This is a genomic window from Chryseobacterium pennae (genome assembly GCF_003385515.1).
GTDB lineage: Bacteria > Bacteroidota > Bacteroidia > Flavobacteriales > Weeksellaceae > Chryseobacterium > Chryseobacterium pennae.
The window spans coordinates 98,888-121,751 of sequence record NZ_QNVT01000017.1 but is presented as its reverse complement, the minus strand read 5'-3'; the positions used below and the strand labels follow the sequence as shown (position 1 = coordinate 121,751).

At 36.2% G+C, this 22,864-nt stretch carries 18 protein-coding genes and 1 tRNA gene; 16 read left to right on the top strand and 3 right to left on the bottom strand.

The window, feature by feature from the left end; genetic code table 11:
• The first annotated feature begins 11 nt into the window (after positions 1–11).
• The 9 genes from DRF65_RS17265 (at position 12) to DRF65_RS17225 (ending at position 13,630) form a co-directional block, all read left to right on the top strand.
• Positions 12–3,638 (top strand): DUF6443 domain-containing protein, encoded by a 3,627-nt coding sequence (locus DRF65_RS17265; protein WP_115971994.1) that lies wholly within the window; start codon positions 12–14, stop codon positions 3,636–3,638.
• Positions 3,639–4,233: 595 nt separating this feature from the next.
• Positions 4,234–5,016, top strand: coding sequence for a DUF5694 domain-containing protein (locus DRF65_RS17260; protein ID WP_115971993.1), 783 nt, complete (start codon positions 4,234–4,236; stop codon positions 5,014–5,016).
• 165 nt (positions 5,017–5,181) lie between these two features.
• Entirely contained in the window at positions 5,182–6,936 is a 1,755-nt protein-coding gene (locus tag DRF65_RS17255; RefSeq protein WP_115971992.1) for an alkaline phosphatase D family protein, read from the top strand.
• A gap of 92 nt (positions 6,937–7,028) precedes the next feature.
• Positions 7,029–7,718, top strand: coding sequence for a hypothetical protein (locus DRF65_RS17250; RefSeq protein ID WP_115971991.1), 690 nt, complete (start codon positions 7,029–7,031; stop codon positions 7,716–7,718).
• Between the two features lie 96 nt (positions 7,719–7,814).
• Positions 7,815–8,681 (top strand): helix-turn-helix domain-containing protein, encoded by an 867-nt coding sequence (locus tag DRF65_RS17245; protein ID WP_115971990.1) that lies wholly within the window; start codon positions 7,815–7,817, stop codon positions 8,679–8,681.
• 594 nt (positions 8,682–9,275) lie between these two features.
• Positions 9,276–10,199, top strand: a complete 924-nt coding sequence (locus DRF65_RS17240) for an alpha/beta hydrolase (protein WP_115971989.1) — start codon at positions 9,276–9,278, stop codon at positions 10,197–10,199.
• A 67-nt stretch (positions 10,200–10,266) separates the two neighbouring features.
• The gene (locus DRF65_RS17235; RefSeq protein WP_115971988.1) at positions 10,267–10,902 is read left to right on the top strand and encodes an NAD(P)H-binding protein; all 636 of its coding nucleotides are present in this window, start codon (positions 10,267–10,269) and stop codon (positions 10,900–10,902) included.
• Between the two features lie 88 nt (positions 10,903–10,990).
• Positions 10,991–12,571, top strand: coding sequence for a Na+/H+ antiporter (locus tag DRF65_RS17230; RefSeq protein WP_115971987.1), 1,581 nt, complete (start codon positions 10,991–10,993; stop codon positions 12,569–12,571).
• A gap of 12 nt (positions 12,572–12,583) precedes the next feature.
• The gene (locus DRF65_RS17225; RefSeq protein WP_115971986.1) at positions 12,584–13,630 is read left to right on the top strand and encodes an MBL fold metallo-hydrolase; all 1,047 of its coding nucleotides are present in this window, start codon (positions 12,584–12,586) and stop codon (positions 13,628–13,630) included.
• Between the two features lie 145 nt (positions 13,631–13,775).
• On the opposite strand, the gene DRF65_RS28525 is transcribed toward DRF65_RS17225, so the two are convergent.
• Together DRF65_RS28525 and DRF65_RS17215 are read right to left on the bottom strand one after the other, a co-directional pair.
• Positions 13,776–14,633, bottom strand: a complete 858-nt coding sequence (locus DRF65_RS28525; protein WP_165852252.1) for a DUF4822 domain-containing protein — start codon at positions 14,631–14,633, stop codon at positions 13,776–13,778.
• Positions 14,634–14,751: 118 nt separating this feature from the next.
• Positions 14,752–15,612, bottom strand: coding sequence for a hypothetical protein (locus DRF65_RS17215; RefSeq protein WP_228438770.1), 861 nt, complete (start codon positions 15,610–15,612; stop codon positions 14,752–14,754).
• A gap of 169 nt (positions 15,613–15,781) precedes the next feature.
• Between DRF65_RS17215 and DRF65_RS17210 the strand changes: the two genes are divergently transcribed.
• The 7 genes from DRF65_RS17210 to DRF65_RS17180 all read left to right on the top strand — a co-directional run bounded on the left by DRF65_RS17210 (position 15,782) and on the right by DRF65_RS17180 (position 21,839).
• Positions 15,782–16,501 carry a DUF434 domain-containing protein gene (locus tag DRF65_RS17210; protein ID WP_165852251.1) on the top strand — a complete coding sequence of 240 codons (720 nt, stop codon included), beginning with the start codon at positions 15,782–15,784 and terminating at the stop codon, positions 16,499–16,501.
• Positions 16,494–17,144 carry a hypothetical protein gene (locus DRF65_RS17205; RefSeq protein WP_115971984.1) on the top strand — a complete coding sequence of 217 codons (651 nt, stop codon included), beginning with the start codon at positions 16,494–16,496 and terminating at the stop codon, positions 17,142–17,144. Before DRF65_RS17210 ends, DRF65_RS17205 begins: the two co-directional genes overlap by 8 nt.
• A 237-nt stretch (positions 17,145–17,381) precedes the next feature.
• A complete protein-coding gene (locus DRF65_RS17200; protein WP_123947374.1) occupies positions 17,382–17,789 on the top strand; it encodes a hypothetical protein in 408 nt (135 codons plus the stop codon).
• Positions 17,773–19,686: a hypothetical protein gene (locus DRF65_RS17195; RefSeq protein ID WP_115971982.1), complete on the top strand. Its 1,914-nt coding sequence runs from the start codon at positions 17,773–17,775 to the stop codon at positions 19,684–19,686. The genes DRF65_RS17200 and DRF65_RS17195 overlap by 17 nt, the downstream gene beginning before the upstream one ends.
• Positions 19,687–19,691: 5 nt before the next feature.
• Positions 19,692–19,762: transfer RNA gene (locus DRF65_RS17190), tRNA-OTHER, on the top strand.
• 34 nt (positions 19,763–19,796) lie between these two features.
• Positions 19,797–20,855 (top strand): hypothetical protein, encoded by a 1,059-nt coding sequence (locus DRF65_RS17185; protein ID WP_115971981.1) that lies wholly within the window; start codon positions 19,797–19,799, stop codon positions 20,853–20,855.
• 198 nt (positions 20,856–21,053) lie between these two features.
• Positions 21,054–21,839 carry a TatD family hydrolase gene (locus tag DRF65_RS17180; protein ID WP_115972010.1) on the top strand — a complete coding sequence of 262 codons (786 nt, stop codon included), beginning with the start codon at positions 21,054–21,056 and terminating at the stop codon, positions 21,837–21,839.
• 61 nt (positions 21,840–21,900) lie between these two features.
• Here the strand turns inward: DRF65_RS17180 and deoD are convergent, their stop codons facing one another.
• Positions 21,901–22,611 carry a purine-nucleoside phosphorylase gene (gene deoD, locus DRF65_RS17175; RefSeq protein WP_115971980.1) on the bottom strand — a complete coding sequence of 237 codons (711 nt, stop codon included), beginning with the start codon at positions 22,609–22,611 and terminating at the stop codon, positions 21,901–21,903.
• Between the last annotated feature and the right edge of the window lie 253 nt (positions 22,612–22,864).

The window sequence follows — 22,864 nt, the reverse complement described above, 5'->3', positions numbered from 1 at the left end:
GATTAATAACAATGAGAAAAATTATAAATACATCCCTTCTTCTGTTTATAGGCAATCATTTTTTACTGTCACAAAACAGTCATGGGACAACTACAAAAAATTATGTTTATGAAAAGACATGTTTGGATGCAAGTTGTGTGAAAAAAATAGAAAATATTCAATATTTAGATGGCTTAAACAGACCACAGCAGGTCATCAGTATAAAAGCAACTCCTCAAGGGAATGATATGGTAATTCCGTTTGAGTATGATAATTATGGAGTCCAGTCAAAGAGTTATTTGCCCATTCCCCAGACAAGTACTGGTAACGGAAGTTTTAATACCAGCCCAACCAGTAATGGCACCGGATTTTATGGTACAAGTAAATTCTATTCAGAATTTGTACATGATGGATCATTCCTTACAAAAGTATCTGAACAATCCAATCCCGGAGATGAATGGGCATTGAGCTCCGGAAAAACACAAAAGTCAAGTATTGATATTAATAAAAATTCTGATGCTGTAAAAAAACACATGATTAAAGTTTCTTGGGATGATACTAGGAAAGTACTTTTGAATACCATTTCAAAGATCAACCAATTCAATGAAGGGGAATTATATAAAACCATAATAACTGATGAAGACAGTAACCGAACAATTACGTTTAAAAATAAATTGGGACAAACGGTTCTTATCAGAAAGGAAAATAATAGTGCAGGAAATATAGTAAATCTTGATACGTACTATGTTTATAATTTTTATAGTCAACTAGTATATGTAATTCCGCCTTTAGCCGCTGTAAAAACAATGATAGATCAGTCTACTCTTGATAACCTTTGTTACCAATATAAGTACGATATTCAAGGCCGTCTGGTAGAAAAAAAGCTTCCGGGCAAGGGGCTTGATGCTTCAACCGGAGTGTGGCGATGGGATTCCTTCGTTTATGATCAATCCAATAGATTGATATTAACCCAGGATGCCAATTTACAGCAGCAGGGAAAGTGGATGATTACCAAATACGATAGATTTGGCAGGGTTATTTACACAGGAACTATTCCGGGAGGAGATAGAACCAGTATGCAGAATCAGGCAGGTAACTTAGCTATTGTTGAATCAAGGGATGTAACCGGCTTTACCAAAAATGGAATACAGATCTATTATACCAACGGATTATTTACAGGTATGGATACCGTTTTATCCGTAAATTATTATGATACCTATCCACAGGGAACTCCTGTAATTCCTTCCTCTATTCTTACTCATCCGGTTTTACCCCAGGATGCTTTAAGTTCAGCAACAAGTATAAGTACCAAAAGTCTTCCAACGGCTTCTTATGTAAAAAACATTGAAGATGACAACTGGACAAAAAAGTATATTTGGTATGACATGAAGGGAAGAGCTATCGGCTCTCATTCCGTTAATGATGTGGGAGGTTATACCAAAACCGAATCGGAACTTGGCTTTGCAGGGGAAGTAAAAGAGTCTTATACTTATCATAAAAAGACAGAGTATGATGAGGAAACTATCATTAAAGAGAGTTTTGTATATGATAATCAGAACAGGCTTACCATCCGCAAGCATAAGGTAAATTCCAATCCTGAAGAGATTCTGGCAGTAAATAATTACAATGAATTATCTCAGATAAGAAGCAAGCAAATAGGTGGAACAGGAAGTAACCCGATTCAGACTGTAGACTATACCTACAACATTCGTGGCTGGGTAACAGGGATTAATAATCCTTCTAACTTGAATGATGATCTGTTCGGATATACCATAAAATATAACAATCCTGAATCTTCCAGTTCAGGGAAATTTAACGGTAATATTGCGCAGATAGACTGGAAAGCATCTGATGACGGGACTTTGAGAAGATATGATTATCAATATGATGGCTTAGACAGATTGTTGTCTGGAGTATATTCTGAACCCGGTTCTTTTGTTCCAGCCAATAACTTTTACAATGAAAGCTTAACCTATGATTTAAATGGGAATATTCTTTCTCTTGTTAGAAAAGCTAAAGGGTTTTCACAAACTGAAATAAAAATAGATGATTTAACGTATGTATACACTGGGAACAGACTGGATTCTGTAACAGATTCCTCTACGAATTATAGTGGCTATCCTGATGTTTCAGGCAATCTAATTTCATATGATTCCAATGGAAATATGAAAGATCATATAGATAAAGGTATTTTACAAATCGATTATAATATTCTGAATTTACCAAAATACATTAAATTTAATCAGACTTATGCCATTCGAAATCCTTTTGGTGGAACACAGCAATCCAAAAATATAACTACTCGGTATACTTATCGCGCAGATGGGACAAAACTTAGAAAAGTATATACATACGGAATAGCAAAAAACAATTCGGAAGGTAATAAGGTAACAGAATATTATGATGGGTTTCAGTATGATGCTGAAGGAGTTTTCTCAATAGTTCCTCCTTTATTGAGATTTGTTCCTACTGTAGAAGGATATTATGATTTTGTACAGAATAAATATGTATACCAGTACAAAGATCAGGTAGGAAATATAAGGTTAGCCTATTATAGAGATGCAAATAACAACACTAAAATTAATCGTACGAGTAATTTCTATCCTTTTGGAATGGAATTTAATAATAGTAACAACACGGGTATTACTCCAAATTATAACTATGGCTTCCAGGGTCAGGAGAAACAGACAGATACAAATTGGAACTCATTCAAATGGAGAAATTATGACCCATCTATAGGAAGATTTTTCAATATCGATCCACTTTCTGAAAAGTATGCTTACCAATCACATTACAATTTCTCAGAAAATAGAGTAGTCAACTCAAGGGAATTGGAAGGGTTGGAAGCACAGGATAATAATGATGAAGAATATGCCAGATATGAAAACAGACCAGTAGATGAGGCCGTAGATTATGAAATCAGAGAAGATGGAGAAAAAGAATGGCAGTCTAAACCGGTAGATGCCTCTTACAAGGAGCAAGACAGAGCTTTCCAGGCAGATCTTTCACAGGAAAATGATTTTGATTTAGGAAATGCTATAAATGATGCATTCTTTGGATTAGGATCTCAGGATTCCTGGGATAATTACAGAGATAACTCATCAAGGTTTGGTGCTGCTGTAGCGGCTTCACCTGAAGCTCAAGCCGCCAACGGATTTTATTATATGTTTGGAGGGATGCTTGCGGCTCCTATAGCAATGGGAGCTACGGCTCTATATACCGGGGCAGTCTCGGCTTCATCCTATTTAAGTATGGTAGCTCTTAGAGGAGGAGTTGATGCCATTGCACAATATAGTGTGAACGGAAGTGTAAATCTTGGGCAAACTGCCATCAATGGTATTGTCGGAGGGAGTTCCGGTGCTTTAAATGGAATAAAAGTTGTGGGAATGAATGTAGCTGCCAATACAATAAATTCTGCGATATCTAATGCAGTAAGTTCTGGGATAACTGGTTCGGGAAGTTTCATGAATTCAGGAAACTTATCAAATCTTGGTGTAAGAGGAACTACTTCTTCTTTCTTATTAGGTGCAGCCAGTCTTGGCGCAGCTAAAACTGTCGGAGGAAAAGTAGTTTTTGAAGTTGCTACTCAATTCCTGTTTAATCTGGCTGATAAAGGGGTGGGTCAAGAGGCTCCGGCACCTGTTCCAGTTGAAAAATAAATAAGTTTATGAATAATAAAAACAGTATAAAATTACTTACTGAGAGGTCTTAAGAAAAAATAATGAAAAAGAAGATACTCAATAGATAGAGTCCCATTGGGATTTGATAAAAAAGACTTCACGAAGAAGTAACGATAGTGTTATTAAAGCTACCAAATAATAACAATATATTTCTCTGTAAATAAAGAATCTACCCATAATGAGGTAGATTCTTTTATTATTTAACCTGAGTGCTGGATAAGGATTGAAATGATAATTGCAAGAAAATGTAATAGTTTTTATTGTTTAAATTCATGATATCTACTTTGGATAGATGTATTTAATTACCTTAATTTTTATTTTGATTAAAAAATAATGAGTGTTTTCTCATGGTTCGAAAAAGTATTAAAGGATGAACTAAAAATAAATGGAAGCATATTGGAAAAGCAAAAATTCTGTAGGATAAAATAAATTTCAAAAGAACCAGAAGCTTTTGAATTACTCCACCTCAGTTTAATGATTTTATTAACGTTTCATCGGATAAAAGCACCTCTTCGTCGATATAGGCTTGTATGCTTACTGTTCACTTTCTATTTTTGAACCATAAATTAAAATCATGAAAAGAATAAGTGTTATTTGTGGATTTTTGATGAGCATGTGTTTATCAGCGCAAAAGATAGAGGTACTTAATTTTGCCACCTTTCATATGGGAAAAACGCCAGATGCTGTAAAAGTAAGTTTTGATCCGCAAAGTGAGAAAAGCCAGAAAGAGGTTTTTGAGATTGCAAAATTGCTTGCTGAATTTAAACCAACAGTTATCTGTGTTGAGCTGGTTCCTGCTGAGAATGAGAAAATCCAGAATGACTACCACAGTTTTTTAAAGAATAAAAATCATAAAGCAGCCTATGAAGGTGAAGTTTCACTATTAGCATATCAGATTGGAAAACTGGCTAATGTGAAAAAAATATATGGAATTGATGAGCAGGAAACGGGGCAGTACAATTATAGAATTGGAGATCAGTTGAAAAATCAGGTAGACAATATCACCTATAAACGTTTTATAACTACTTTTATTGAAGGATTCAAAAAACAGGAAAATCTTTCTGTGAAAGAAAAACTTATCGACTATAATAAAGAATCCACTTTACAGGATCTGATTATTGCTAATGCTGATATTTTGACTTACGTAAGCACTGCCGGTCATTTTGAAGGAGCAGATGAAGCAGCTAAATATTACAGAAGAAATCTGAGAATGTATTCTAACCTTAATCAAATTCCACTTTCGGAAAATGACAGAGTCCTTATTATTTCTGGGGCAACCCATGCTGCATTTTTCAGTGAGTTTTTAAAACGAAGTCCTAAATACCAGTCTGTAAATGTTTTTGATTACCTGAAGTAGAGAGAAAGGCTTAAGTAAATGTTGATCCTTACAATTAATATTTCCAAAGTTCAAATATTTCAGAAAATATTATGTTAAACATATGTTTAAAAAAAGCATAAAGAATAATTAAAACTCAGTTAACAGCCTTCTTCGGCAGATACCGTTGCTTTGCAGAAAAAAGTAATGATGGAAAATAACAATCTGCTTAACAGAAGAAGATTTCTTAAGAATTCACTCTTAGCAGCCGGAGGACTCTTTATTGCTCCTCTGATTATAAGTTGCAGTGATGAAGATTTTACTGAAGGTGGAATAGCTCCTGATGATCTGAAAAACTCAGGTTTTGATACCGGAGTGGCCAGCTTTGATCCTACAGCTACCGGAATTATTATATGGACAAGATATTCTGCAGGAGCAGATGCAGAAATAACCTGGGAAATAAGCCGAAACAGTAATTTTTCCGAAGTTTTAAGAAAAGGACAGGCGACTGCTACATCAGCCAATGATTTTACAGTAGCAGTAGATGTGCAGAACATTCCGTCTAACACAAAATATTACTATAGATTCTATAACCTTAAAACTAAGGAAGCAAGCGTAACCGGAGAAACCATTACATTACCATCCAAAACAGATACTGTAAACGATGTGAAGATGGCAGTGGTATCGTGTTCCAACTTTCCGGCAGGACTTTTTAATGTTTATGGAGCCGTTGCCAAATCTGAAGCAGATGTAGTAGTACATCTTGGGGATTATATCTATGAATATGCTCCGGGACAATACGGAACCAATCCTTATACCAATCAATTGGGAAGAGCACATAAACCTGCAAAAGAAATCCTGAATCTGAATGATTACAGAGAAAGATACAGACAATACAGAGGTGATAAGAACCTTCAGCTGGCTCATCAGAAAAAACCTTTTATCTGTGTATGGGATGATCATGAGTTTGCCAATGATACCTATAAATCCGGAGCAGAAAACCATCAGCCTGATGAAGGTGATTTTGAAGCAAGAAAAAAAGCTGCCTTCCAGGCATACAGTGAATATATTCCTCTTAAAACAGGGAAAGATCTTAGAATTTACAGAAGTTTCAACTTCGGAAATATTGTTTCCCTGTATATGATGGATACCAGAGTAATTGCAAGAGATAAGCAATTAGAATATTCAGATTATCTGGACAATGCCGGGAATTTCGATCAGCTGAAGTTTAAAACAGATTTTTTAGATCCCAACAGAAAACTGATCGGAAGCGAGCAGATGGCATGGTTAGGTTCTCAGATCAACGCTGATTCTGCAAAATGGAAGGTATTGGGACAGCAGATTCTGATGACCAAAATGATGGTTCCTGCAGAACTATTAATGTTACTCAATCAGATTTTAGCGGAAATAAAAAAACTCGGAAGTGCACAACCGGCTACCATGCAGGCTTTACAGACTACAATTGGGCAGCTGATTGTTATTAAAGAAAGATACAAACAACAGGATCCTACACTTACCCCACAGGAAATAGCAAGAGTTACCACCACCTTACCTTATAATCTGGATGCGTGGGATGGATATTTCATGGAAAGAGAACAGCTGTATTCCCTTCTTACTGGTAAAAATGTTATCGTGCTGGCAGGTGATACCCACAATGCATGGCTGGGGAAACTCACCAATGCACAAGGAAAGATTATTGGAACTGAGTTAGCCTGTAGCTCTGTTTCGTCACCAGGGCTTGAAGGTTATCTTGGGATTACATCAGATCCAACTCAAGCAATTGCTTTGGCTCAGGCATTTTCATCATTAATTGACGATCTGGAATATGCTAATCTTTACAAAAGAGGCTACCTTCATGTAAAATTTACTGCCGGAAATTCTGATGCGGAATGGAGGTTTGTAGATAATGTTGTTTCCAATATTTATACCGTGACTACAGAAAAAAAATACACAATCTCATAGTTTTAAAGAACATATCTTATTTTCAATTTTGTACAGAGCTCCAGGGAATACTGGGGCTTTTTTTATTCTTATTTTTTCCGTAAATTGAACAGATGCAAGAGGATTTTAGAAAAGAGTTTTTACCATTAGTTTCAAAACCTAACTGGGTAATCACCTGGCTGATTAATATTTTTGGTAGAGCATTGTTACTGGTTATGTTTATAGTGCTTGCTGTATTTCCACTTTTGGTTTCCGGGAGTATAGGGATATTGGTTGTGGTAGGCGTATTATATTATCCTGTTTGGGCTATAGCTATGTATCATTTTTTCCGTCATATCAGGAAAAATATGGCTATAACCATAAAAAAGATAAGAGTAGATGATACAGGTATTCATTTCTATAAAAGGGATGGAAGTATAGATGATGTGCTTTACAGTCAGTTGGGACCATCTTATCTTTCAGATGATTACGAGGTGTATATATCAAAAGAACACAAAACATGGATGCTCGCTGTAGGAATAGATCGTAATGAAACTAAAGTGGTTTTTGATGGAACACACCTTGGAAGTATATATTATATCAAAAATGCAAGAGCTTTACGGGCCAGGTTTATAGAAGGAATTGTTCGTTTCAGACCAGATTTGAAAATAGACCCGTTTGTATTTAAGGAATTCAGTATTCATCCCGAAAAGTTTACGTTCGACGGGAAAAGATATATGAAACATGTTTTAGAAGGTGCAATAATAATAGGCATTATATTACTGATAAGTTTTGGAATAATGTTTCTGGTTGTAAAATTATAGAGCATAAACCGTAAAATGTATCTGTTTTTCCTGAATATGTATCATAAGGACACCACTCAAAAGATGTAATTTTACCCATTATTGAAAGCCTGTACAATGAGCATGAAAATATTAAATATCCCCGAATTCTGCCGTTACCTGAATGTTGGCCCCCTGAAAAGTGATGATCTTCACATCGTAGATTTTGAGACAGAGAATGATATCAGGTTAAAATCCGAACCGGTAACCATTGATTTTTATCTTTTGGCTATCAAGCCCCCCATGGAAGTGAAATTTACTTCTTACCAGCTGCTGGAAGATCAGTCTGATTCATCCTATATGTACGTAGATTGTCCGCAAAATACGTTGGAATGGGAGATTACAGCGCCATTTTCAGGATTATGCATTATGGTGGGCGCCAAATACCTTGAAAAATATGCCAAGGACTACAGCTTTGTACATTATAACAATCACGAAGCTCTTTTCCTCACCAAGGAAGAAGAGAATATTGTTTGGGATCTGTTCAGAAAAGCCAATCATGAATTTCAGAAAGAATACTATTCAAGAACAGTGATCATTTCTTATGTCAACCTCATTCTTACCTATGTTAAAGACTTTTATGATCGCCAGTTCGATACCAGAAGTGAAATTTACCACAGGGTTATTGATGAGTTTTATAAAAATCTGGACTATTACTTCAGAGAAAATGAAAACCTTGCAGGACTGCCATCTGTAGCTTATTTTGCTCAGAAAAGTAACCTTTCACCTAATTATTTCGGTGACCTCATCAAACATTTTACAGGCAAATCACCGCTGGATCATATTCACGACTATGTTATAAAACAGGCCAAAGATAAGCTCAAAAATACCAGTCTTTCCATAAGTGAAATATCTTACAGTCTCGGTTTCGATTATCCCAACTATTTTGCCAGGTTCTTCCGGAAAAAAACAGGACTTTCCCCAAAGGTCTTCAGAAATCAATAAATAATTATACATACCATTATAAAAGGCAGCTCAATGAGTTGCCTTTTTATTTTCAGGAGCTTTTTCCGGCTATCCACTTATACTCCTCACGCCAATACACCCCAAGGCTAAGTCCTTCAGTTCTCCAGCTATGTTGCGGGGTAACCGTTACTATCCGGGCTAATTTATAAGTAATGAGTAATAATACTTTTAGACCCCAAATGATGCCTTGTTTTCAATAATATCCAAAATCATCTGTGAAAATCTGTGTCATCTGTAGTTATTCAATAAATCATAAATCACTTATACCGTTGTAATCTGTTTCAATTTGTGTTCAATAATATCAATAGAGGTCGGCTTTAGCCCGCCTGAAAAATATAAAAAAATCATCTGGCTTTAGTCAAAACTTACTATTGAAACATTAAAATACAAAAAGTAAAATGTATCTGTTTTCAGGTAATGAGTCTCCGTTTGCAGCATATTCTCTTCCTACCTTTGATCTGTCAAAAAGAAAGAAAATAGACCGGAGAAAAGCAATCAAAAATAGAAAAGTGCTTTCCACTTCGTTCTGCAAGATTTCATTCGAATAAATAATAACAAATAAAATACAAAATCATGTCACAGGAAAAAATCAGTATTAAAAACACAAACGCTCAGGAAATTACTTTATCAGCAATCATCAATTTCCCAGAAGGGTTTGATCAAAACAAAAAATATCCGGCAGTAGTTGTATCTCATCCGGGAGGCGGAGTAAAAGAACAGGCGGCAGGTCTATATGCGGGAAAATTGGCAAACCACGGATTTATTACCATTGCCTATGATGCCTCTTATCAGGGAGAAAGCACAGGAGAACCGCGCCAATTGGAAAATCCTTACATCAGAACAGAAGATGTAAGTGCCGTAATTGATTACCTTACGACCTTATCTTATGTAGATACTGATAAGATCGGTGCTATGGGAATTTGTGCGGGAGCAGGATATACAGCTAATGCGGCAATCAACGATCATAGAATTCAAGCAGTGGGAATGGTAAGTGCTGTAAACATTGGATCTATGTTCAGGAATGGTTGGGAAAACAATGTGAAAGATGCCGATGCATTACCTTATTTAGTGGCAGGTTCCAATGCCAGAACAGCAGATGCAGGGAGTGCAGAAATTCAGACCATTCCGTTAGCCCCAATGAGGGAAGAAGATGCACCTAATGAAGAATTGAGAGAAGCCTGGGAATATTACCACACAGACCGTTGTCAATACCCTACAGCACCAGGTTTTGCTACAGCCCGAAGCCTTTCACAGATCATTTCTTATGATGCTTATAATAAAGCAGAAGCCTTCTTTACGCAGCCACTGTTAGCCATAGTGGGAAGTATAGCAGGAAGCGCATGGATGAGTGATGATCTTATAGCGCGTGCAGCCTCTGTAGATAAGAGAAAATATATTATTGAAGGAGCAAACCATATGTCTTTATATGACAGGGAAAACTATGTTAATGAAGCCATAGACCAGTTAGTTCCGTTCTTTCAGAAAAAATTAGCTTAACAGAACCCTGTAAATGCTGTTGTATTTTGGATATGGCAGCATTTATTTAATATTAAAACCAATTAAAATGTCAACAAAAGTATTAGTGTTAGGAGCCGGAGGTGCCATTGCACAACATGTCACAGAATTTCTTAAAGAAAATAAAAATATTGAACTTACCTTGTTTGCAAGGAATATAGAACATTTAAATCAACATCAGTCCTCTGCAAATATTGTAAAAGGAGATGTGCTCAATCCCAACGATCTCAACAATGCCATAAAAGATCAGGATGTTGTATATGCAAACCTTTCAGGACCGATGGATAAATTAGCAGGAGAAATCGTAAAAGCTATGGATAAGAATGGAGTTAAAAGGCTCATTTTTGTTACCTCATTAGGCATTTACCACGAGATTCCCGGAAAATTCGGAGTGTGGAATGAAAGAATGATCGGAAAAGACCTCATTCCTTACAGACAGGCCGCTGATATTATAGAAAGATCTTCTCTTAACTATACCATAGTTCGTCCATCATGGCTTACTGATAAAGATGAGGTGGAATATGAAACTACCCAAAAAGGAGAATCTTTTCTAGGAACAGAAGTTTCAAGAAAAGCGGTTGCTGCATATATCGCAAATATCATTGAACACCCTGAAAAAGATAATAAAGCAAGTGTTGGAGTCAATAAGCCTGGAATATATGGTGATAAACCAGTATTTTATTAAATAAAAAAGAAGCAAATTCCAGATAAAAACAAACCATATTTATCAAAAAAATATATACATTAGAGGTACACAATTAATTGAAGAACAAATGGTAGAAAATTTTATTTATTATCTCGGGTTGGTTTTGGTGATCATTGGAGCCATTATGCTGGCGAATCGTTTAAGAGTAGCATATCCCATTATATTGGTTATTGCAGGACTGCTTATCAGTTTTATCCCCGGATTACCACCCCTTAAAATTGATCCTGAACTTATATTTATCATTTTTTTACCGCCATTATTATACGAAGCAGCCTTTGCTGTTTCATGGAAGGAAATCTGGAAAATGAGGCGGATTATCACCAGTTTTGCCTTTATTGTAGTATTCCTTACAGCCATATCAGTAGCTTTTGTGGCTAATTCTTATATTCCTGGGTTTTCATTAGCATTAGGTTTTGTACTGGGAGGGATAGTTTCTCCACCGGATGCGGTGAGCGCAGGAGCTATTTTAAAATTTGTAAAAGTTCCTAAAAATCTGTCTACCGTTTTAGAAGGTGAAAGTCTCTTCAATGATGCTTCCTCTCTTATCATTTTCAGATTTGCAATGGTAGCTGTAGCAACCGGACAGTTTATCTGGCAGGATGCCGTGGTGAGCTTTGGATGGATGGTATTTGGCGGACTGGGAATAGGTCTTGTATTGGCCTATATCTTTCTCAAAATTGAAAAAATATTTCCCACCGATGTCAATATGGATGCCATTCTCAGTTTAGTGGCCCCTTATGTAATGTATATTGCTGCTGAAGAAGTACATTCATCCGGAGTATTGGCTGTGGTGAGTGGAGGATTGTTTCTGTCTATCAGAAGACATGAAATTTTCCGGACCTCAGAATCAAGGCTGAAGGGTTCCAATGTATGGGAAAGTTTTGTTTTCCTGATTAATGGAATTGTATTTCTATTAATTGGCTTAGATCTTCCGGAAATTATGGTAGGGCTTGAGAAAGAGGGAATAAGCGTTTTCAACGCAGTTGGTTACGGATTATTGATCACAGCAGTACTGATTGTTGTACGCTTTTTATCCTCTTTTGGAGCCGTATTCGTTACCCTGATTATGCGAAACTTCATTAATGTAGCAGATAGAGATCCTGGGATGAAAGCTCCTATACTGATGAGCTGGACAGGAATGCGTGGAGTAGTTTCACTGGCAGCAGCTCTATCTATTCCTGTAGTAATGGAAAACGGTCAGCCTTTTCCACATCGCGACCTGATTCTTTTCATTACCTTTATTGTAATTCTGGCAACCCTGATTATCCAGGGGCTTACGTTACCTTCACTGATCAAAAAACTTAATCTGTCCGATACCGGAAGTGGGTATCTTTCTGAAGAAGAATCCGAACATTATTTAAGAAAAGAAATGCGAGGAGTAGCTTTCAGATTTCTTGATGAAAACTATAAGGAACGAAGAAATGAAAACGAATATTTTAATAAACTAATGGACCGTTGGGAGCAGGAAGATAAAGAAGATTCTATCCATAAACTATCAGAAGACGCCAAAGAAATTTATTTCGAAACCCTTGAGCAGCAACGCATCTGGCTTCGGGAAGAAAACAGACGCAATCCTAATATTGATGAAGAATATATAAGACATTATTTAACGAGGCTGGATCTTGAAGAAGAAAGGCTCAGAATGTAAAAAAATAAGGAAATGAATTTAGTAAAACAGCTCGGGCAGTTTCCTGATGAAAAAAGAAAGGAATACTTCAGCACCTTACCCAATTATGCCAATGGGAGATTTCATAATATACTCATCACTCCGCCTTTATTGGAAGGAGAAAGTATGACTAAAGCCCTTCTAAACAGCTTGTGTAAAGTGGAAAACACCTCCCCCAAATCGGCTCTTCCATTTGTCATAACAGACCTGAAAACCCTTGACCCGGAAGAAAATGCTCTGGTATGGTTCGGGCATAGCTCATACTTTATACAGGTGGATGGTAAAAAATTCCTGATAGATCCTGTTTTCAGCGGAAACGCTTCACCTATGCCAGGATCTATTAAAGCATTTCCGGGAGCAGATTATTACAAACCGGAACATATGCCGGATATAGACTTTCTTTTGATTTCCCACGATCATTGGGATCACCTGGACTACAAAACCGTACAAGAATTAAAAGATAAAGTGGAAACCGTAATTTGTGGATTAGGAACAGGACAGCATTTTGAATACTGGGGCTGGGAACCGAAAAAGATCATTGAAAAAAACTGGTGGGAAAGTGTAGATATTGCAGATGGTTTCAGAATTACCCTGACTCCCGCAAGACATTTTTCCGGAAGGTTACTGAACCGGAATATTTCCCTCTGGACCTCTTTTGTCCTGAAAACACCTGCCAAAAACCTGTTTTTAGGTGGTGACAGCGGCTATGGAAATCATTTTACGGAAATTGGAGAAAAGTACGGTCCGTTTGATCTCGCTGTCATGGAGTGTGGGCAATACAACGAAAAATGGCCCTACATTCATACATTACCGGATCAATTGATTGGTGAAATTAAAGAGCTAAAAGCGAAAAATTTTATTCCTGTTCATCATTCAAAATTCAAACTTGCCCAGCATCCATGGTTTGAACCGGTGGAATTAGCTGCTAAAAATGCAGAAGATAATAATCAGCCTATTACTTTACCTTTGATAGGTGAAAAAGTAGATCTGGATCAGTTAGGAAATGTAACCTGGAAAAAATGGTGGGAAGAATATTGGTAAGAATAGCATGTATAAATAGTTTAGAACTCAGTGGACAGTTTCTGTTCATTCTATTCAGAATAAAAATAAGTAATTCACTTAACCAATAAAATTAAAACCTGCCCATTACTGAACAGGTTTTTTTTATTATCAAAAAAAATAATCATTACTGAGGTTCTTTGTGAGAATCCTTAGTATGAATGATGTCGTAAAATACGGTTGGGTTAGTTGCATCAGGAGTAATTCTGTAAGTAAAAGTAGTTTCGTTCAGTACAAGAATATCTACAGTACGGGTAAAAAGTACATTTCCGTTAGCATCTAAAGCAACAAGAGTTCTTGTTTTTCCATCAGGAGAAATAGTCCATGTTCCTTGGGATCGTAGAACATCATTTAATCCAAAGATTTTAAAAGTTCCGTTAGCTTTGAAGTAAGAATATCCAACATAACCTGCTACACTGGCATTATCCAAAGCTACAGCAGCTCCGACGTTATCTTTTGCACCTGTAGTTTTCCATGGAGTAGAAGCTAAGGTAAGCTGTCCGTTTTTTGGTTCCGCATGAGGAGTTCTCATATGGATAATGTCATAATAAACTGATGGATCAACAGCGTTAGGACGGATTCTGTAAGTGAATTCATTTTTGTTTAAAACAAGAATATCAACATCTCGGGTAAAAATAGCAGTTCCATCCGGATTTAAAGCAGCAATAGTTCTCGTTTTTCCCTGAGCATCTACAGACCATGTTCCTCGTGATCTCAATACATCATTTAAGTTGTAAATGGCAAAATTTCCGTCTGCTTTGAAGTAGGCAAATCCTACATAACCTGCTACGCTGGCATCGGTTAAAGCTACGTTAGCTCCATTTTTATCCTTTGCTCCGGTAGTTTCCCATGGAGTAGAAGCCAGAACCTGTGAAGGGGTCTGTTGTTCAATAATAATTTCATTATCATCGCTTGAACACGAAACGAAAGAGGCTGATAAAAGTATCGCCGCAGATAGATAACAAAGTTTTTTCAGTGTATTCATAAGAGTATTTTTAAGTATTTGCAAACTTATCCCTAATAAACATCAAAAGTGTTGTATGAAACATCTCTTTTCTTGTAAAAAATATAACCGATGGTAGATTGAGCTGAAGATAACAGTATTACCAACCTGTTATCAAAAGGTTTCTTGCTGCTTTTACACTGCATTTCTGATATTTTGAATAGGCTAGTGCCGCTCTGCTTCTGATCTGTTCACCCGATTCATTATTGAGGTACCCTGTTAAAGCATCATGCAGGATATAGGCTTCAGGAGCCATCAGATGGCTGGTCCACACCAAAGGATTAGCTTTGGTTTCCTGTAACAGTGGTGAGAAAAATCTTTTGCTGTAACAGGCTAAAATGATACAGTCCCTGGTCTGTTTATCTGTATTTTTAAAAGACTCTGATAACTGGAAGTCCATTAATCCGTCATGGCCTATGTAAGAAACAAGTTTAGCATTTCCGTAAAGTCCGATTTTAGTATTATTAATGGAAAGTATATCCTTCATCTGTCCCGAACTGCTGTAGAGAAAGTCCTTTGTACAGTTTTTGATATACTGTCCATCATAGGCATCAGCAACCAGATAATGATTTTTCTTTGAAGTATGCTGGAAAATAAGCCTTTCCATTCTTATAGAATCCTTTTTTTCGGTCTTTAAAAGCTTCCATTCCTTACTCTTTTTGAAGTAAGTCCGGACGCCATAGCCTGCCCCCCAATACAAGTTCTGGTCAGGATCCTGACCATTTCCTATTTTCTCAGAAACCGGAACAATTCCCTGATATTTATTGTCACATAAAGCAACCAGAACATGGATCGTTTTAGTATTCTTGTCAAAAGTATCAACATTCTTCAGTGGTTCCTGAGCTTTAGTAAAACCAGCAAGGTTGGTTATCTTTTCTTTTACTTTATTTTCACAGCTTTGAAAGCACAAGCAGAAAAAAAAGAATAATAAAACAAAGAAAAAGGATCTGGGTATTTTCATGATTTTGTGCATTTTCCCTAAAAGTACAATAAACTGCTGGCACGAAACAATGATTTCCCGAATTTTAAAGGTAAAGTATTAAGAAATCTATTAATTTTAAATCTTATTTCTCTCAGATGATTGTGCAAAATCTGTGAGAATTTTATCTCTAAAAACTCTATTTTTGAGTATGAATAACAGAAACCGAGGGAAAAATACAGGTGATGACACCCTGTTTGGTTTAGAAAAACAGATCAGCAAGCTGAGACTGGCAGTTCAGGATATGCAGTACCTGCTGACAAGAGGATATGCAGAAAAAGCTGGATCTGATCTTGTTGGAAACAGGTATAGACTAAAGACAAGACAGATACAGGTATTGCGTGGAGCTTCAGCATCTGACGGGCAGATTCAGAACAGGAAAGAAAAGCTGTTGGAAATTTCAGATCTGAAAGATAAAACGGTTTATCTTGACGGTTTCAATGTATTGATCTTATTAGAAAGCCTGCTATCCGAAGCGTATATTTTTGAAGGTGTCGATGGCTGTTTCCGGGATCTTTCCGGTGTTCATGGAACTTATAAACGGGTGAATCAAACGCAGAGGGCAATAGAGCTTGTTGCTGTTTTTTTTCAAAAGGCTCAGATTCAGAAATTAGTCTGGATTTTCGACCAACCGGTTTCCAACAGTGGAAGAATTAAACAAATAGTACTTGATTTTGCCGTTGAAAATCAGTTCAACTGGGAAGGCGAATTACAATATAATCCGGATAAATTTCTGGCTGAAAGTTCAGGAATCATTATTTCCTCGGATGCTTGGATTCTGGATCACTGTAAAGAGTGGTTCAATCTCATTGCTTATCTTATCAAAGAAGAAAACCTGTCCGTTAATCTGATACAATGTTACGATGAATAAGTTTGAAAAATACACTTCTTTACTTTCAGAAGGCTGGAAAGAAAAATATCAGGCGGTTTTAGCGGAAGAATATCTAAAGGGGCTGTCGGAGAATATTCAAAAATTTCAGGATAAAACTCTGAAGTATAATCTCCCGTATTTTAATGAAGAAGTTGAGATTAACAGGGAAAAAATATTTAATCAGTTTGTTAATGTTTTGATAAGTAACGATACTGATGAGGGTAAAGCAAAGCATTTGGAAGAAGTATCTTTTGAAGATTGGCTGATTGTTTTAGGACAAAGGTTGACCTCAGCCAGCATCCGTGACGAAAGGGCTGTTCCTCCGTTGACTTCTGTGTTGATTGAAGCTTGCCAGAAACCTTTTAATGAAGAAATTACCATTGCACAGCGCGCCTGGGAAAAGCATACCGGACGAATGGATGATAATTTTTGGGGTGAAGTGAAAGGAAATAACCGGCAGAAGCAGGAAAAAGTAATGCAGAAAATTCATTATATCCTTGAAAATAAAACCTGGTGGAATGTCTTCTTTCATTATAAGCACGAACTTGTCTTTGAAGTAAGAGAAAAAGAAGGACATGGAATCCGCTGGAGTCACGGCGGTACAAAGCTGATTGGATTTCTTGAAAAATTTATCAATGAATAAAGTCTGGAAGCTGGAAGAAGGAGGCTGGAAGTTACTCTTTGCCGTGAAATTTCTAACCATCTTTTTATAGATTTTAAGGATATAAAAGAGAAATAGAATTGATCTTTATAACTTCCTTCTTCCAGCTCCCATCTTCCAACCTATTTAACTAATATTTTCATACTGCGCAAAAAGATTGCGTTTTTGAGGAATAACTTTGCCTCATCATTCAGACATGATCTGAGCTTAAAAATAAAAATGATGTTGAATAAAATAATAAACTTTTTTAAAAATAAGACTCTCGGAGAAAATCCTCTCTCAGAGGACAACATACAGAAAGCTGATGCGAACAGTATTCCGGAAAATTCATTTCCTCAGCAAGAAACAGAACAGATTAAAAAGGATGCTTCCGCTTATTATAAAAACACAAAAAGTTACAAAGAATACTGTCTGGAAAATACAGGAAATCCACATCTTTTAAAAGCATCAGACATCAGAATTACAGACAAAGACGGAAGTACAGAAACTTTTAAAGTTTCAGGAGATGCACAGGTCTTTCATAAAGAGGAAAAGCCACTGCAGATCGAAAGTGAATACTTTGTGAAATACGTTCAGCACGAATATAATCCCATCACAAAATTCATGAAAAATGCATACTACTATTGATCCCATACAAAAATATAAGATTTTCGCTGAAGAAGATCTTCAGGTTATAGATCCTACCCAGGAGAGTACAGTTGAGGTATATGCCAGACATATTACATGGAATATTGATGAGCTTAATGGAAATCTTGTGTTGCGTGGATCAAATTGCCATTTTCCTAATCTGGTAAAGGTAAAAGGGTCACTTTCTATAGATGCAGAGAACTGCTCTTTACCTCAATTGAAAACCGTTGACGAGAACTTTATGCTCCATTGTCAGGCAGAAATAAATCAACTGGAAACGGTAAAAGGACATTTTAAATGCATCATTGATTTCAACTTTGAAAATCTGAAAAATATTGGCGGAAGTATTTCTTTAAAAAAGGCGAAGGTTTTTGCTGGAAATCAAAAACTGGAAAAGAGAAGCGATGTTATTCTTATTTACCATCAGCATGAAGCAGATCAGCTTCCGGAAAACGGGATGTTTAATGTCGATATTTTTGGTGATGATATCGTGATTCAGAATCATGAAATCTACGGGAAGATCAACGTTCTTGGGAAAAATGTTTCTTTTCCTAATCTTGAAATTATTCAGGGTGATCTCAGTATTAAATGCAGGGATAAAGATGGTTTTCATTTTACGCATGATTTTTCAAGACTGAAGAAGATGATGGGGAACATTAAGCTTGAAAAAACAAAAGCATTCTTTCCTCTGCTGAGGCAAAGTAAGAATATCACTCTGCAAAATAACTCTTATGCCTCTTTACCTCTTTTGGAGAGATCGGGAAGTATTTTGGTAGGTATGAATTCTGCTGCAAATATTCCTGTTCTGAGTGAAGTAAATGGATATTTTAATAATTATGGTTCTGAGACTTGTCACCTTCCAAAACTGAAAAAAGTAACAGGTTTATTGAATGCTACGAAAACCATAGCGTGCAACCTTACAGAAGTAGGAGATATTATTATAAACAGACAGGCTGGAGGACATTTTGATAAACTGAAACGTATCACGGGGAAAGGGCCTTCTCATGATGTAGATTTAAAATCTTTAGAATATCTCGGAAGATGGGGCGGCCATGTCATAAAACCTTCATACTCATTTCCGGTACTGAAAAAGATTAAAGACTATTTATACAATAAAGATGAACATCTGGCAGACAATGTTTATTTTAAAATTAATGAATGGCTGTACATTACCAAAAATATATTTATCATTTCAAAGAATGGTTTTTATTTTATAGATAAGTGCCAGCATTATAGTATCAGGAAGTTTATTGCTGTTCTTAAATTAAAATATAACAGTTTTCAAAGCTTTATGATCCGGGAATATCCAAAATGGGAAAACTATGAAACGCCTCTTTTTGCTGAAATCCTGGAGAAAATAGATCTGCTTTGGGATATGGTAGACCCTGTAGCTGCTGAAGACTTCCTTCATTCAAAAGATCGGTATTTTCAGGCATTATGTTTCCTGTATGCAGATGCCGGTATTGTGATGAAACATTTTCAGGAAACAAAGATCAGCGAAAAAGATATAGAATTGACTCATCATGAATATGACGAACAGGGAAATAAGGTACAGGTAAAAAGACTCAACTGTTATGAACTTTATGAACTGGATAATATTGCATTAAGATCTTTAAATAGTTGGAATACGGAACGTTATTCTTATGTCTTAAAATGTTCATGTCCTTCTACAGAAAAAGAGCACTGGCACTGGATAGAAAAAGAATATAGTGAAGATGCGCTTACAGCTGCTGCATCAACCTTTAGAATTCATGAAAATATAATTCCTCACATAAAATGTGTGAAAAGGCAGGGAAATATTTTAATCTGTGAATTGAAAAAAGAAATAATACCCCAAGGATTTCCAAGAGTTCTTACCCCAGCCGAATATTTTGGATTTTTAGAGGTAGAAATATAGAATAAGAAACAGTAGCTTAATCGGAAAAGCATACCAGAATGATGGAGAGTCACAGGTTCGATCCCTGTCTGTTTCTTTTTAAAATAAATAAAACCTATACATCACATCTTATGAAATATATTTTACTTTCAATAGTCACATTGGCATTGTTCTCCTGCAAAGGAAAAGAAAACGGAAAACCTGTTGGGAAGAAAGATTCATTAGCGACCGTAAAACCTGTTCCTGTTTCAGAATCACAAAAAAACTTTGACATTCTGAAAGTATTACTGGATGAAGAAGTGGGTGATGAAAAACCTGAAGAAATAGATTATAAAAATTATATTGTTTCCTTCCGCAATGATGATGATCCATATACAGTGACCTTTCATAAAATAGCTTCTGATGATTTTAATAATGATGGAATTACAGACTATATCATAGAAAGAAATTCCGAAGGAATGCTGGGTGGAAATGCCAACACCAATTCCGAGATTTTATATATCATTATGGGAAAAGACCATAAGATCAGTGAAAAACATGAAATACAGGAATCAGCTCCATTTTCATACAATATTCTGGATGGAATCTCCTATGAAGGCGGAAAACTGAAAGCAACAGCACAGCAGAACTACCGTTCCTACAATAAACCGACAGACAGCCTTGAATCTACAGATCTTTCTTTTGTTTACAAAGACGGAAATGTTTTCGAAGAATCTTATCTCACCAGCTGTACGTTGGCTAAATGGAAAGATAAAAAAATCTTTAATCCAGATTCGGAACACCACAGAAGTATCGACAGGCATAATTATACGGAAACAATAGAGGAAAAATATGCTTCTGATGGTTTTAAAGCTTCAGCAGAACTGTCCGGATGTGATAATCTGGAGATTATTTTTGAAGGTACCTATAAAACAGCAGACACAAGTTCAAAATCCATTGGAGAAAAAGCCAATCAGTTCCTGAATTTTTTAGCTAAAAATACAAGTCCCATTCTTCAGAAAGACCTTTCCGTTATTCAGAACTATTATCTGAATCATAAGATGTCTGAAGATAACATCAACGTAGGAAACCTGTCCTTTAATATCTTCAGCAATAAAAATAAAGGCGAACTCAATTTCAGACTGGTCATGACAAAAGAATCTAATCCTAACCAAAACGAAAACTGGGAAATTGTAACCCGGACAAAATAATAACTAGTTTCAAATAAGAGGCTGGAAGATGGAAGAGTGAAGCTGGAAGTTGTTTGTAATCATATGATTACTGAGGTCCACGGTAAAATAAATATTAATAGCAATAAAAAAATAATAGCCATTTTTTATGACCTTCATAACCTCCATCTTACAACTCCCATCTTTCAGCCTAATAATAACACAAAAATCTTAAAACAAATGAATACATACATTGATATTGGTATCAATTTAACCAATAAACAGTTCTACAATGAACACGAAGAAATCATTAACCGTGCTTTAGATAATGGAGTAGACTATATGATCCTCACTGGAACAAGCATCCGTGGAAGTAAAGAATCAGCGGAAATAGCAGAAGATTATCCTGATGTCTTATTTTCAACAGCGGGAATTCATCCGCATGATGCAAAATCTTTTAATCATGAAAGTATGAATGAGCTTAGAAAACTGTTGAAGAAGGAGCATGTCATTTCAGTAGGTGAGTGCGGATTGGATTTCGATCGTGATTTCTCACCAAGACCTGTTCAGGAGAAATGCTATAAGGCTCAGCTGGAACTGGCAATAGAAGTTGATAAACCTCTTTTCCTTCATGAAAGATCTGCTTTTAAAAGGTTTAATGAAATAACGGATGATTATCTTTCGAAGTTACCGAAAGCCGTCGTACACTGCTTTACAGGAACCCTGGATGAAGCAAAAACATATCTGGACAAGGGATTTTATCTCGGATTTACCGGAGCCATCAGCGATGAGAAAAGATTTAAACATTTAGAAGAAGTGATCCGATATGTTCCTCTGGACAGAATGATGATTGAAACAGATGCACCATTCATGCTTCCGAAGAATATGCCGAGAATGCAGAACAGACGAAATGAACCCTCCTTTCTCCCTTATGTGGCACAGACCATTGCCCAACTGAAGAAGATCAGCATTTCTGAAGTTGCAGACGAAACCACAGAAACCGCCAGGAATTTTTTCAGACTATGAAAAAGAGCTCTACTGATACAGTAAAGCTCTTTTTTTATATTGTTGAAAAGGCAGCCTTTTCTTATAAACTTTTGATTGCAGACTCTAATGCCAGTTCCATCATTGGTTTCAAAGCTGTTTCTCTTTCGTCAGCAGAAATTTTCTCATGAGTTGGGATAATGTCAGTTACTGTAAGAATAGTCGCAGCATTTTTACCTAAGTGCTGAGCATTTGCAAACAATCCGAAAGCTTCCATTTCTACCGCAGGACAGTTGTATCTTGTAGCAATCTCTGGAGTGTTAGGATCTTTTCTGTAGAAAATATCACTACTGTGGATATTGATTGCTTTAGCATCTAGAGACAGTTCTTTAGACGTTTCATTGATCGTATTGAAGATATTTCCCTGGTGAGGAAGGAGGTCTTCTTCAATTCCCCATGCAAATTTAGCATAGGTACTTTCGCTGGCAGCATTTTCAATATTTAAAATATCAAAAAGCTTAAGGTCTGTATTGTAAGCCCCACATGTTCCGATTCTGATGATCGTATCTACTTCATATTCTGTATATAACTCAAAAGAATAGATCCCGATACTAGGGAATCCCATTCCGCTGGCTCCTACAGTAATCTCCTTACCTTTGTAAAGACCTGTATAATAAAAGATACCTCTGGTTTTGCTTACCAGTTTTGCATTTTCTAAATAATTTTCAGCAATATACTGTGCACGAAGCGGATCCCCCGGCTGCAATACTACTTTAGCAATTTCTCCTTTTTTAGCACTGATGTGAATACTCATAACTTTATTTTGAATGGCACAAATATAATAACTTTTATATTGACCTTATCATTGTGGAAAGTGAAATGATAAAGCTGGTTTATCAGAAAATAATGTATAATTTGTTGTAAATAAATACTTTGTTTACGGACTTTGAAGGTGAGATTTTGAAACTTTATTTCTTTAGGGTAAAAAAATAAAATCAGTAAATACAGAACAAAGATAGAATAACAGAGAGCGGACATGCCATAGTTCCGGCAGCTACTTTTGCAAT